This window comes from Paenochrobactrum gallinarii, assembly GCF_014205685.1.
Lineage (GTDB): Bacteria > Pseudomonadota > Alphaproteobacteria > Rhizobiales > Rhizobiaceae > Paenochrobactrum > Paenochrobactrum gallinarii.
The window spans coordinates 198,181-210,688 of record NZ_JACIIU010000004.1 but is presented as its reverse complement, the minus strand read 5'-3'; the positions used below and the strand labels follow the sequence as shown (position 1 = coordinate 210,688).

The following is a 12,508-nucleotide window of genomic DNA, read 5'->3' as shown; positions in this document are numbered from 1 at the left end:
GTTGCTATCTATGTGATTAATTATAGATGGTTTATCTGCGAACCCGGATCAATCCTTCCTGCGTTACCGATGCGATCAATATTCCGTCGCGTGTATAGAAGGAGCCCCGCGTAAAGCCTCGTGCACCGGAAGCGCTGGGGCTGTCTTGCGTATAAAGCAGCCAATCATCCAGTTTACATGGCCGGTGAAACCACATCGAATGATCAAGGCTGGCAATCTGCAAATCCGGATCAAAAATCGAACGCCCATGCGCAAATAAAGACGTATCAAGTAATGTCATATCCGACAGATAAGCCAGCACTGCCGCCTGTAATGTTCGCTCATCCGGCACCACATCCACTGCACGCACCCAGACCTGCTGGCGCGGCTCCAATTTTTCACGCGAGAAATAATGATCAAGTGATACCGGCTTGATTTCAACCGGACGTTCCCGCTCCCAATATTTGCGCACAGCAGGCGGCGCTTTATTCAAAAACTTGTCTTTCATATCGCCGTCGCTGAGCAATACTTCCGGCATGACAACGCCGGTCGGCATAGGCATCTGATGATCAAGCCCCGGCTCATCCAACTGAAAAGAAGCCGAAAGAGTGAAAATATCTTTGCCATGCTGCTTTGCCAACACATGGCGCGTAGCAAAGCTCGCGCCATCCCTAATCCGGTCCACCTCATAAATAATCGGAATAGACGGGTCACCCGGCCGCATAAAATAACCATGCAAAGAATGGACAAACTTATCTCTATCGACAGTGCGCTGTGCCGCCACCAAGGCTTGCCCGATCACCTGCCCGCCAAACACACGCTGCCAACCCACTTGCGGGCTATTACCGCGAAAAAGATTATGCTCCAACGTCTCCAGATCAAGAATGGTGAGAAGTTTTTGCATTGCGGACGGGGCAGAATTAGCCGATGGGTTCGCATCATGTGACATAGACAAAACAACTCCCGAAACACATATAAAGGGCGACGACTTATGGAGGTTTGATTATTAAAATCAATGATCAAAGCACGTTATCGTCAAAGATGGTCAAGCAAAATGCGTCAAAATTGCTGCGACAACAAACTATGCCTTTTGCTTGTGATATCATGTAGTAAATGCGAATATGCATGTGTGCATAAGAACTGCAAAAAGGATGCCGGACATGAGCGCTAAAAAAAGCCAAGCCAAAACAGAGCAAGCTGACCTGACAGCCGATCTGGTAATTGCGGGTGCTGGCTATGTCGGGCTCACCACCGCAGTTGCTGTCAAAGCTGCCTCGCCACATTTAAACGTCACCATTGTTGATGGTGCGCCAGCCGGTGCATGGAAAAAAGACCCGCGCGCCTCCGCGATTGCAGCGGCAGCCTCCCGTATGCTCAACCAGCTTGGCTGCTGGGAAGAAATCCTGCCGGAAGCTGAACCAATCACTGAAATGGTCATTACAGATTCACGCACATCCGACCCTGTGCGCCCTGTCTTTTTGACCTTTGACGGTGAAGTGGAGCCTGGTGAACCTTTTGCCCATATGGTCGAAAATCGTGTTCTCAATGGTGCCCTGCACAAACGCGCGGGTGAATTGGGTATCAAATTTATTGAAGCAACCAGTGTTGATGGTTTTGAAACACTACCGCAAGAAGTGCAGGTTCATCTCTCAACGGGTGAAACCATTCACACCAAATTGCTGGTAGCAGCAGATGGTGCAAAATCGAAACTGCGCGATCTGGCCGGTATTAAAACCGTTGATTGGGAATATGGCCAGTCCGGCATTGTCTGCAATGTCAGCCATGAAAAACCGCATAACGGCGTGGCCATTGAACATTTCCTGCCGTCAGGCCCTTTTGCCATTTTGCCACTGAAAGGCAATCGATGTTCTTTGGTGTGGTCCGAACGCACAGCTGATGCCGAACGCTTAATCAGCCAAGATGACTTCATCTTTGAAGCTGAATTAGAACAACGCTTCGGCCATCATCTGGGGCCATTGCGCGTCGAAGGTATGAAGCGCGCCTTCCCGCTTGGGCTTTCGCTCTCACGCGAATTTGTCAAACCACGCTTTGCGCTTGTTGGTGATGCGGCACACCGTATTCATCCTGTTGCGGGTCAGGGCTTAAATCTGGGCTTTAAAGATGCCGCAGCACTTGCACAGGTGATTGTCGAAACTGATCGTCTGGGCCTCGATATCGGTTCCTTTGCAGCCCTAGAGCGTTATCAGGCATGGCGCCGTTTTGATACGGTACGCATGGGCGTCACCAGCGATGTTTTAACCAGATTGTTCTCCAACGACCATCTGGCGCTGCGCACTGCCCGCACCATCGGCCTGGGGCTGGTGGATCGCCTGCCAAGCTTGAAACAATTCTTCATTCGCCAAGCCTCCGGCCTGACACAAGATATTCCGCGCCTTTTGCAAGGTGAGCAAATCTAAACTTACGGGTTTTAAATTATAAAAAAGGCAGGGAAATCCCTGCCTTTTTTATTGAAATTTTCAAGAGCCCGAACCCGTCTGAAAAGAGACAGGCCGATTGCCGCGATTACACGCGGCGCTCAACCATCATCTTCTTGATTTCAGCCAAGAGGCGACGAAGCCGAAGGCTGAGTGGGAACTAAACAAGAGGCGCGGAGGCCAAAGGCCGAGTGGGAACTAAACAAGAGGCGACGAGGCCTATGGCCGACAGGGAAATAAAAAAGAAGGAGATTGCCGCGATTACACGCGGCGCTCAACCATCATCTTCTTGATTTCGGCAATCGCCTTCGCAGGGTTCAGACCCTTAGGGCAAGTCTGCGCACAGTTCATAATAGTGTGGCAGCGGTAGAGACGGAACGGATCTTCAAGATTATCCAGACGCTCACCTTTTGCTTCATCGCGGCTGTCGATCAACCAGCGATAAGCCTGCAACAGAACGGCAGGACCTAAATAGCGGTCACCATTCCACCAATAGCTCGGGCAAGATGTCGAGCAGCAAGCACACAAAATGCACTCATACAAGCCATCAAGCTTGGCGCGGTCTTCATGGCTCTGCAGCCATTCTTTCGCAGGTTCCGGGGAAACGGTCTTCAGCCATGGTTCAATGGAGCGGTGCTGAGCATAGAATGTGCTCATATCTGGCACCAGATCCTTTACCACCTGCATATGTGGCAAAGGATAAACCTTAACTGTGCCTTTGATCTCATCCATACCCTTAGTACAAGCGAGCGTATTGGCACCGTCAATATTCATGGCGCAAGAGCCGCAAATACCTTCACGGCATGAACGACGCAGGGTCAGGGTCGGGTCAACTTTGTTTTTAATCCAAAGTAGACCGTCCAAAACCATCGGGCCGCAATCATCGCGATCGACAAAATAAGTGTCCATGCGCGGATTTTCATCATCATCCGGCGACCAGCGATAAATTTTAAACTCTTTCAGATTATTTGAACCGCTCGGGCGTTCCCAGGTTTTACCCTGTTTAATCTGCGAATTCTTGGGAAGTGCTAATTCAGCCAATGCTCTGTCCCCCGATCAATATACACGCGCTTTTGGCGCGATTTTTTCAAGGCTGATGCCGCCGTCTTCTTCTTTGACGAGTGGCTCAAGCTGTACCGGACGATAGCCGAGCTTGACGTCGCCATTTTCCGACAGCCATGCCAAAGAGTGCTTGCGCCAGTTGACGTCATCACGATCCGGATAGTCCTCATGCGCATGCGCGCCGCGGCTTTCCTTGCGGGCTTCTGCTGCCACCACAGTGGTGATCGCATTCGCCATCAGGTTTTCCAGTTCCAGTGTTTCCACCAGATCGGAGTTCCAGATCATCGAACGGTCAGTGACTTTAATATCCGGCATTTCCTTCCAGATGGCGGCCATACGGACACAGCCTTCCTTCAGGGATTCAGATGTACGGAACACAGCCGCTTCTTCCTGCATGGTGCGCTGCATCTTATCACGCAGCACTGCCGTTGGTGTGGAACCATTGGCAAAACGCAGGCGATCAAAGCGCTCCATGATCACATCACAGGCTGCTTCATTAATGGCTGGAATTTTTGCATCACGGTCGATCACTTCACCAGCGCGGATTGCAGCCGCACGGCCAAAGACCACCAAGTCGATCAGCGAGTTGGAGCCGAGACGGTTTGCACCGTGAACGGAAGCACAACCGGCTTCACCAACAGCCATCAGACCAGGCTGTACGCGATGCGGATCAGCTTCGGTCGGGTTCAGCACTTCACCCCAATAGTTGGTCGGAATACCACCCATATTGTAGTGAACAGTCGGGATAACCGGAATTGGTTCTTTGGTCAGATCAACACCGGCAAAAATCTTGGCACTTTCCGAAATACCCGGCAAGCGCTCATGCAGAACTTCAGGATCCAGATGATCAAGATGCAGGTAGATATGATCTTTATCTTTACCAACACCGCGACCAGCGCGGATTTCCAGTGTCATACAACGCGAAACCACGTCACGTGATGCCAGATCCTTGGCAGAAGGCGCATAACGCTCCATGAAGCGCTCACCTTCTGAGTTGACCAGATAGCCGCCTTCACCGCGCGCACCTTCGGTAATCAGGCAGCCTGCGCCGTAAATACCTGTCGGGTGAAACTGAACAAATTCCATATCCTGCAAAGGCAGGCCAGCACGTGCAACCATACCGCCACCGTCACCGGTGCAGGTATGGGCTGATGTTGCGGAGAAATAAGCACGGCCATAACCACCGGTCGCCAGCACAACCATTTTGGCTGAAAAGCGATGGATGGTGCCGTCATCGAGGTTCCATGCAACAACACCGGTGCAAACACCGTCGGTCATGATCAGATCAAGCGCGAAATATTCAATGAAGAACTGCGCATTGTTTTTCAAAGACTGGCCGTAAAGTGTGTGCAAAATTGCGTGACCGGTACGGTCAGCAGCAGCACATGTGCGCTGTACCGGCGGGCCATCACCAAAGTTCTGCATATGACCGCCGAACGGACGCTGATAAATCTTGCCTTCTTCGGTACGCGAGAACGGTACACCGTAATGTTCCAGCTCATAAACTGCAGCCGGTGCTTCACGCGCCAGATATTCCATCGCATCCATATCGCCGAGCCAGTCCGAACCTTTGACGGTATCGTACATGTGCCACTGCCATGAGTCCGGCCCCATATTGGAAAGGGATGCAGCAATACCGCCCTGCGCCGCAACAGTGTGCGAGCGGGTCGGGAAAACTTTAGTGATACAGGCAGTTTTAAAACCCTGCTCAGCCATACCGAGTGTTGCGCGCAAGCCCGCACCACCGGCACCAACAACAACCACATCAAACTTATGATCCACATAGGTATATGTGCGACCACCAAATTTAACTTTATCAGCGCCTGCTGCTTTATTTTCTGTTTTAGCCATCGGGCTTATCAACCTCCGAAGCTGAGCTTGAGGATCGCAAATACACCGGCAAAGCCAATCACAAACGAGAAGAATGTGTTGAGCATAACCAGCAGGATCTTCATGCCTTCGCTATGAATATAATCTTCCACAACAACCTGCATGCCAAGGCGCATGTGGTAGGCACCCGTTACGATGAAAAGCGCCATGATGATGGCAATCACCGGATGACCAAGTGTTGCTTTCACTGTCGCATAATCAGCGCCGTTCAAGGAGGCGACCAAACCGACAAAGAAAAGAACCAGCGGCACCAGAGCCACAGCGCTCATACGCTGCGCCCAGAAATGGCCGGTGCCTTCTTTAGCAGAACCGAGCCCGCGAACCTTACCAAGAGGAGTACGCATATCTTTCATAGTCATCTCCTTTTAGCGCACCGAGTAACCGATAACCCAGACCAGCACGGTTGCAGCCAGTGAGAAAATCAATGATGCCCATGCAATCTTGGAAGCGGTATGTTTTTCCATCGCAGCGCCCATATCCCAGATGAAGTGGCGCACGCCACCAGCCATATGGTGCAACAAAGCCCATGTGTAGCAAAACAGGATAAAGCGGCCGATGATTGAGCCGTAAACTACGTTGACTGCATTAAAGCATTCTTCGCTGATTGCAGCTGACAGCAGCCAGATGGCCAAAAGCACAGTACCGCCATAAAGTGCGATACCGGTCAGGCGGTGCAGTGTCGACATGGCCATCGTGATGGTCCAGCGATACACCGACAAATGGGGAGATAAAGGGCGCTGACGCGTTGATGTGGGTTGTGTCATGGCTTTTCGTAGGCTTCCCTTGCGTAACGTCCCGATCATAAGGGCTCGTAAATCCACGAACCATTAAAGACATTGGTGCGCAATCCAATCCTCACTTGCGCACCCGATCGGGTAAAATACGTTGAGATCGCAAAATACGATCATCTACTTGGTGGTTTACTGCTCTTTTGCGACCACGTCAAAGTCGCTTTTGGCTTAGATTTAAACATTTAGTCGCAGCTTCTGCGAAAATCCGCCATTCAGTGCACTTCAATCGGTTAAAACAGGAACCCCTTAAAAGTTGCTGTTTTAAATCAACTTATTAACACCATATCCGGCACATGCTTTTCTCAAACGCCGAAGCGAATCACATAGCTGGACCAGTCGGCAGCGGTTGCTACCTGCTCATAAAGTTTGCGACCATCTTCCGGCACGCGCGGCGCATTCAGCATCAGCTTGCTCCAGCCACGTTCTTCCGCTTTATCAGCCAGCACATCAATCAATGCTTTGGCAATACCTTTGCCACGATGCTCATGATGCACATAAATGTGATCGACCTGCCCTGCACGCATACCTGATACCGGCTCCGGCAAATCGTAGAAAATCGAGAAGCCGACGATTTGACCATTCAGGCGCGCGCCTAAAATTTCGGCGCTGCGATCCTGCAACAAATGCTCGGCATAATATTCATCGGGACGGCGTGGTGCGCCGCGCTTCAAAGCTTGCGCGTAACTTGCCAGCAAAGGTGCAAATTCATGGGCATCGCGCAAATGCAACAAAGCAATATCAAAAGCATGCTCATTCGACATTTAGGTCAGTCCTCCAAATCATATATGCATAATCTGTATAAACCAGTTTCAAGTACAATCGTCTTACTATTCCAAACTGACTTTCTTTCTAAAGCATTTCAGACAAAAGTGCGAAGCGCTTTTACGTCACGGGTAAAAGCCCGCTATTTATCGCTTATGCCTTAATAAAAAAGGGTGCAGATAAAACTGCACCCCTTTAAAACTCATCCGCAGATGTGGATTATTTCCAGTCGCGGATATCAACGAAATGACCTGCAACAGCAGCGGCTGCAGCCATAGCAGGCGACACCAGATGAGTGCGGCCTTTAAAGCCCTGACGACCTTCAAAGTTTCGGTTTGAAGTGGAAGCACAGCGTTCACCCGGTGCCAGACGATCATCATTCATCGCCAGACACATGGAGCAACCCGGCTCACGCCAGTCAAAGCCTGCTTCGATGAAAATCTTGTCCAGACCTTCAGCTTCAGCCATTTCTTTTACAAGACCCGAGCCCGGAACGATCATCGCATTGACGGTAGAGGCAACTTTCTTGCCTTCAACCATGCGCGCGGCGTCACGCAGATCTTCAATACGGCCATTGGTGCAAGAACCGATAAAGACGCGATCAATCGCGATATCGGTGATCTTGGTGCCCGGCTTCAGATCCATATATTCCAGCGCACGCCATTTGGATGAACGCTTGGTGTCATCCTTAATGTCATCCGGATTTGGTACCACATCGGTCACGAAAACCACATCTTCCGGCGAAGAACCCCATGTAACAACCGGTGAGATTTCAGCCGCATCGAGGGTTACAACCTTATCGAAATGAGCGCCTTCGTCGGAGCGAAGGGTCTTCCAATAAGCGATTGCCTGTTCAAGCTGCTCACCTTGCGGGGCGCGCGGCTTGCCACGGATATAATCAAATGTTGTATCGTCGGGTGCAATCAGACCAGCGCGTGCACCGCCTTCAATCGACATATTGCAGACCGTCATACGGCCTTCCATGGTCAAGGAGGTGATTGCATCGCCGGCATATTCGATCACATAACCAGTACCGCCAGCGGTGCCGATTTTACCGATGATTGCAAGTGTTATGTCTTTAGCGGTTACACCCGGTGCCAGTTTGCCATCCACACGCACCAGCATGTTTTTAGCCTTTTTCTGGATCAGGGTCTGGGTTGCCAGAACATGTTCCACCTCAGATGTACCGATACCATGTGCCAGAGAGCCGAAAGCACCGTGAGTTGAGGTATGGCTGTCGCCGCAAACAATGGTCATGCCCGGCAGTGTAAAGCCCTGTTCCGGACCAACGATATGCACAACGCCCTGACGCTTGTCGCGCTCGGAATAATATTCAACGCCGAAATCAGCAGCGTTTTTCGCCAGTGCTTCAACCTGAATGCGGCTTTCTTCGTTTTTAATACCATTTACACGGTCAGGCGAAGTCGGCACGTTATGATCAACCACAGCCAAAGTGCGCTCCGGATGACGAACTTTACGTCCTGTCATACGCAGACCTTCAAAAGCCTGCGGGCTTGTCACTTCGTGGACAAGGTGGCGGTCAATGTAGAGGAGGCAGGTACCATCATCCTGCTGATCCACCAGATGATCGTCCCAAATCTTGTCATAAAGTGTACGCGGCGCGCTCATTGCGGAGTATCCTTTGAACGGTTCTAAAAAATAATGATTGTCTATGCACTGACAGCACGGTTTCGTCAAGAAACAGCAAGCGCAACAGGGTGTCGCAGCAAGATTCCGAAACAAAACCGACCGAAAACATGCAAAAAACTTCGTTTGCGCCTAGATTATAGCAGAATTACGGCCAGCAAGAATAGCGAAAAACGCTGTAAAACCCGCATTTTGAGCCATTCAGGCGGGGTAAAAAGCCGCAGCAGCAGTAATTCCTGTAGCTTAGCCCCTGTTTTACATCATTCAGCGCTGAGAAATTGCATTTCAGTTTTCTTTCATCATGCATTTTCACGCATTTTAATTGAGTCGGAATGAGTAATAATTTTTTGCAAATTCAGCAAATAAAAAAGGCGACCCGAAGGCCGCCTGTTTTATAATCATTTTTGCTGATCTTATTCAGCAGCAGCAGCTTTTGCAGCGGCTTCCTTAGCAGCAGCAAGCTTGTCAGCTTCGCGTTCTGCTTTGGTGCGGTTGTCTTTCTTTTCAGCAATACGAGCTGCTTTACCGGTCAGGCCGCGCAGGTAGTAGAGCTTGGCGCGACGTACTTTACCGCGACGAACAACTTCAACACCTTCAACCAGTGGGGAGTAAACCGGGAATACGCGTTCAACGCCTTCACCGTAAGAAATCTTACGAACTGTGAAGTTTTCGTTGAGGCCTGCACCAGCGCGTGCAATGCAAACGCCTTCGTAAGCCTGTACACGTGTACGTGTACCTTCAGTTACGCGAACCATAACACGTACAGTGTCACCTGGCTGAAAATCTGGCAGCTTGCGCTTTTCTTCGATTTTAGCAACCTGTTCAGCGTTGAGCTGGCTAATGATATCCATCGTTCTGATCCTTAGTAGTTCTTCTCAAACAGCCAGAGCGCCCAACGCTTCACTTGTAGCAACATGGCCACAAATTTATGCTTTTCAGCAGGGGCGGTTCACCATTTATTGATTTAGCGAACGTCCGGATTCTTCCGGAACTGGCGTCGCAATACACTATTAACGTGACATAATCAACTCTGCGGGCACAGGCAGATCGCAAGTTTTTATGGCCTTATTATTTTTGCCTGCCAATAGAACCCATATGCGTATCCTGAAAGCTCGACACATATTTCAGCCCGTAACCTAGCATCCGGTCAAAAGCGATATGCGCAAACCAGATCAGCATATAAGGCCACAACCATTCCTGATCGTAGATATGGATGAATGTAGCCAGAGCAATCACGCCCAAAAAACTATGGCCGATATTATAAATGACCGCCCCTGCCCGATTACCGAAAACATAACCGGTCATGGTAAAATCCGGCACCAGAAAACAAAGCGCAAACAGCCACCAGCTTGCGCCGCTGATTGCATAAAACCATAGAGCAATCAGTAAAACCGCCCCATATTCTGCGCGACGCAAAATCTGCATTATTTCTTGATGCCTTTAAAAGCTTCCCATAAATCAGGGCGGCGTGTTTTGGTGATCTCTTCGGCCTGAACACGGCGCCATTTATCAATCGCACCATGATTGCCCGAAGTCAGCACCTCAGGAATGGAGCGCCCTTCCCACACTTGCGGACGGGTATAATGCGGATGTTCCAAAAGCCCTGTTTCAAAGCTTTCGGTTTCCCCTGATTCCTGATTGCCCATGACACCTGGTAATAAGCGCACGATGGCATCAAGCAGCACGATAGCAGCGGTTTCGCCGCCCGAGAGAATATAATCCCCGATGGAAATCTCTTCCAGTTCGCGGCTTTCAATCACCCGCTCATCCAGCCCTTCAAAGCGCCCGCACATGATGATTGCGCCATCACCTGCCGCCAATTCGCGCACGCGTTTTTGCGTCAATGGTTTGCCGCGCGGGCTCATCAGCAATTTCGGACGATGATCGGCAACCGAATCGATAGCTCTTGCCACCACATCCGCTTTCATCACCATACCGGCACCGCCGCCTGACGGCGTATCATCCACCATGCGATGTTTATCTTCAGCAAAATCACGAATCTGAACGGTTTCCAGTGACCATTTTTCATCGTTCAAAGCTTTACCAGCCAGGGACACACCCAAAGGGCCCGGAAACATTTCCGGATAAAGCGTCAGCACCGATGCCTGAAATTTTTTCAATGTCATATCAGCGCTCATACTTCACGATCGCGTTCATCATCATAGCCATCGTCAGGATAATCATCGTCCTGATCGGCAATAAGACCTGCCGCATAAGGATCAACAATGATCTTGCCATTGGTCAGATCAATCTCGGTGACTGCGGCTTCGGTAAACGGAATAAGCATTGGTTTGCGCCCTGTTAGACGCAGTTCAATCAGATCACCACCACCAAAATCAAACAAAGCATGGACACGACCGTGATTATTGCCTTGCTTGTCATAGGCTTGTAAGCCAATCAGATCGGCATAATAAAACTCGTCATCATCCAGATCTTCCGACAATTGCGAACGATCAATAAATAATTCTGTGCCGTTCAATGCTTCGGCAGCATTGCGGTCATTGATACCGCGAAAACGAACGATGACCACGGTCTTCGCGTTACGCACATCCAGCACTTCATAAGATTTGCCCTGCTTATCATAAAGCAGACCATAATCACCGATCGCCAGCGGATCTTCTGTATAGGGTTTGACCCGCACTTCACCACGTATGCCGTGTGCAGCACCGATAACGGCAAGTTGAACAGGGTTTTCCGGACGCGACATGATGGTTCCTAACATGCATCAAAGAGTTTGCTTCCGATTAACCAATCTTCAGGCAAAGTCCAAGATAATTGATTGAAAAAATAATATGTAAGCTCTGAGTAATAACTCAATGGCACAATAGTTGCATCGCTTAACTCATCAAACGGCATATTTTAAAGCGCATGAGCACAGTTTCCAAATCACAAGAATTTCTGATCCCAGCGCGCGCAGATTTGCAGGCTGCGCGTGAAGAATGGTTGAAAAGCTTAAGCGAAACGCGCCGCCTCTCTGACAATACGTTGCAAGCCTATGAACGCGACACACGCCAGTTTCTGCAATTTTTAACCGGTCACCTTGGTGAACCGCCAAGCCTGAAAGATGTCAGCGCTTTGCGGGTTGCAGATTTACGCTCATTTTTAGCCAATCGCCGTAATGATGGTGCCGGTGCGCGCACGCTTGGACGCGGCCTTGCCGGTGTGCGCTCGCTATTGCGCCATCTGGAACGCCGTGGCCTTGCCAATGCGGCAGGGGCAAGCGCTATCCGCGCACCCAAACAGCCAAAATCTTTGCCAAAGCCTTTGACCACACAAGATGCGCTTAAAGTTGTCAGTACAATCGAGCAACTGGCGGAAGAACCGTGGATTGCCGCCCGCAATGCAGCCGTGCTGACACTGCTTTATGGTTGCGGTTTGCGTATCTCAGAAGCGCTCAACCTTAACGGGGATGCGCTCAATGATCCCAACGAGCGTTCAATCGTTCTCACCGGTAAGGGCGGCAAAAGCCGGATGGTGCCGCTATTGCCCGTCATCCACCGTGCCGTGGCCGATTATCGCAAACTCTGCCCATATGATTTAAGTGCCGATCAACCGCTTTTTCGCGGTGCCAAAGGTGGCCGCTTGCAACAAGGCATCATCCAGCGTGAAATGCAGAAAATGCGTTCCGCTCTTGGTCTGCCGGACAGCGCCACACCGCACGCTTTGCGCCATTCTTTTGCGACCCATTTATTAGGGCGCGGCGGAGATTTGCGCACCATTCAGGAATTGCTTGGCCATGCCAGCCTTTCCACCACCCAGGTCTATACCGGTGTAGATACGGATCGCTTATTGGAAATTTACGATAAAGCCCATCCGCGTATGTAATTTTGCAAGTTTCACCCCTATATTCGCCACATGAAAAATATGTGGCATCACTTCAAAACCCCCGCGCGTTTTTTAACGCTAACGCTATTATTTGCAGCAAGCACATTTGCATTCGCG

13 protein-coding genes are annotated in these 12,508 nt (G+C 50.4%); 2 read left to right on the top strand and 11 right to left on the bottom strand.

Features of this window, described 5'->3' with window-relative positions:
• Window positions 1-31: 31 nt before the first annotated feature.
• A complete protein-coding gene (gene tesB, locus FHS77_RS06850) occupies window positions 32-928 on the bottom strand; it encodes an acyl-CoA thioesterase II (protein ID WP_184221826.1) in 897 nt (298 codons plus the stop codon).
• Between the two features lie 211 nt (window positions 929-1,139).
• Between tesB and FHS77_RS06845 the strand changes: the two genes are divergently transcribed.
• On the top strand, window positions 1,140-2,396 hold the full coding sequence (locus tag FHS77_RS06845) for a ubiquinone biosynthesis hydroxylase (protein WP_184221652.1): 1,257 nt from the start codon (window positions 1,140-1,142) through the stop codon (window positions 2,394-2,396).
• A 279-nt stretch (window positions 2,397-2,675) separates the two neighbouring features.
• Here FHS77_RS06845 and FHS77_RS06840 read toward each other — a convergent pair whose 3' ends face one another.
• The 10 genes from FHS77_RS06840 to rimM form a co-directional block, all read right to left on the bottom strand.
• A complete protein-coding gene (locus FHS77_RS06840) occupies window positions 2,676-3,455 on the bottom strand; it encodes a succinate dehydrogenase iron-sulfur subunit (RefSeq protein WP_184221650.1) in 780 nt (259 codons plus the stop codon).
• 15 nt (window positions 3,456-3,470) lie between these two features.
• On the bottom strand, window positions 3,471-5,327 hold the full coding sequence (gene sdhA / locus FHS77_RS06835; RefSeq protein ID WP_184221648.1) for a succinate dehydrogenase flavoprotein subunit: 1,857 nt from the start codon (window positions 5,325-5,327) through the stop codon (window positions 3,471-3,473).
• 8 nt (window positions 5,328-5,335) lie between these two features.
• A complete protein-coding gene (gene sdhD / locus FHS77_RS06830) occupies window positions 5,336-5,719 on the bottom strand; it encodes a succinate dehydrogenase, hydrophobic membrane anchor protein (RefSeq protein WP_374786217.1) in 384 nt (127 codons plus the stop codon).
• A gap of 12 nt (window positions 5,720-5,731) precedes the next feature.
• Window positions 5,732-6,130 carry a succinate dehydrogenase, cytochrome b556 subunit gene (gene sdhC, locus FHS77_RS06825; protein ID WP_184221644.1) on the bottom strand — a complete coding sequence of 133 codons (399 nt, stop codon included), beginning with the start codon at window positions 6,128-6,130 and terminating at the stop codon, window positions 5,732-5,734.
• A 329-nt stretch (window positions 6,131-6,459) separates the two neighbouring features.
• Window positions 6,460-6,918 carry a GNAT family N-acetyltransferase gene (locus FHS77_RS06820; protein WP_184221642.1) on the bottom strand — a complete coding sequence of 153 codons (459 nt, stop codon included), beginning with the start codon at window positions 6,916-6,918 and terminating at the stop codon, window positions 6,460-6,462.
• Between the two features lie 220 nt (window positions 6,919-7,138).
• Complete coding sequence (leuC, locus tag FHS77_RS06815) at window positions 7,139-8,548, bottom strand: 3-isopropylmalate dehydratase large subunit (protein WP_184221640.1); 1,410 nt, start codon at window positions 8,546-8,548, stop codon at window positions 7,139-7,141.
• 431 nt (window positions 8,549-8,979) lie between these two features.
• Entirely contained in the window at window positions 8,980-9,417 is a 438-nt protein-coding gene (gene rplS, locus FHS77_RS06810; protein ID WP_184221638.1) for a 50S ribosomal protein L19, read from the bottom strand.
• Between the two features lie 217 nt (window positions 9,418-9,634).
• Entirely contained in the window at window positions 9,635-9,991 is a 357-nt protein-coding gene (locus FHS77_RS06805) for a DUF4260 domain-containing protein (RefSeq protein WP_184221636.1), read from the bottom strand.
• Window positions 9,991-10,692 (bottom strand): tRNA (guanosine(37)-N1)-methyltransferase TrmD, encoded by a 702-nt coding sequence (trmD, locus tag FHS77_RS06800; protein WP_246431249.1) that lies wholly within the window; start codon window positions 10,690-10,692, stop codon window positions 9,991-9,993. The genes FHS77_RS06805 and trmD overlap by 1 nt, the downstream gene beginning before the upstream one ends.
• A gap of 8 nt (window positions 10,693-10,700) precedes the next feature.
• Window positions 10,701-11,273: a ribosome maturation factor RimM gene (gene rimM, locus FHS77_RS06795; RefSeq protein ID WP_184221632.1), complete on the bottom strand. Its 573-nt coding sequence runs from the start codon at window positions 11,271-11,273 to the stop codon at window positions 10,701-10,703.
• A gap of 161 nt (window positions 11,274-11,434) precedes the next feature.
• Between rimM and FHS77_RS06790 the strand changes: the two genes are divergently transcribed.
• A complete protein-coding gene (locus FHS77_RS06790) occupies window positions 11,435-12,391 on the top strand; it encodes a tyrosine recombinase XerC (protein WP_184221630.1) in 957 nt (318 codons plus the stop codon).
• Window positions 12,392-12,508 lie beyond the last annotated feature (117 nt).

Coding starts and splice junctions, on each gene's coding strand:
- tesB (WP_184221826.1), bottom strand. CDS start 928: ATGTCACATGATGCGAACCCATCGGCTAATTCTGCCCCGTCCGCAATG.
- FHS77_RS06845 (WP_184221652.1), top strand. CDS start 1,140: ATGAGCGCTAAAAAAAGCCAAGCCAAAACAGAGCAAGCTGACCTGACA.
- sdhA (WP_184221648.1), bottom strand. CDS start 5,327: ATGGCTAAAACAGAAAATAAAGCAGCAGGCGCTGATAAAGTTAAATTT.
- sdhD (WP_374786217.1), bottom strand. CDS start 5,719: ATGAAAGATATGCGTACTCCTCTTGGTAAGGTTCGCGGGCTCGGTTCT.
- sdhC (WP_184221644.1), bottom strand. CDS start 6,130: ATGACACAACCCACATCAACGCGTCAGCGCCCTTTATCTCCCCATTTG.
- FHS77_RS06820 (WP_184221642.1), bottom strand. CDS start 6,918: ATGTCGAATGAGCATGCTTTTGATATTGCTTTGTTGCATTTGCGCGAT.
- leuC (WP_184221640.1), bottom strand. CDS start 8,548: ATGAGCGCGCCGCGTACACTTTATGACAAGATTTGGGACGATCATCTG.
- rplS (WP_184221638.1), bottom strand. CDS start 9,417: ATGGATATCATTAGCCAGCTCAACGCTGAACAGGTTGCTAAAATCGAA.
- FHS77_RS06805 (WP_184221636.1), bottom strand. CDS start 9,991: ATGCAGATTTTGCGTCGCGCAGAATATGGGGCGGTTTTACTGATTGCT.
- trmD (WP_246431249.1), bottom strand. CDS start 10,692: ATGACATTGAAAAAATTTCAGGCATCGGTGCTGACGCTTTATCCGGAA.
- rimM (WP_184221632.1), bottom strand. CDS start 11,273: ATGTCGCGTCCGGAAAACCCTGTTCAACTTGCCGTTATCGGTGCTGCA.
- FHS77_RS06790 (WP_184221630.1), top strand. CDS start 11,435: ATGAGCACAGTTTCCAAATCACAAGAATTTCTGATCCCAGCGCGCGCA.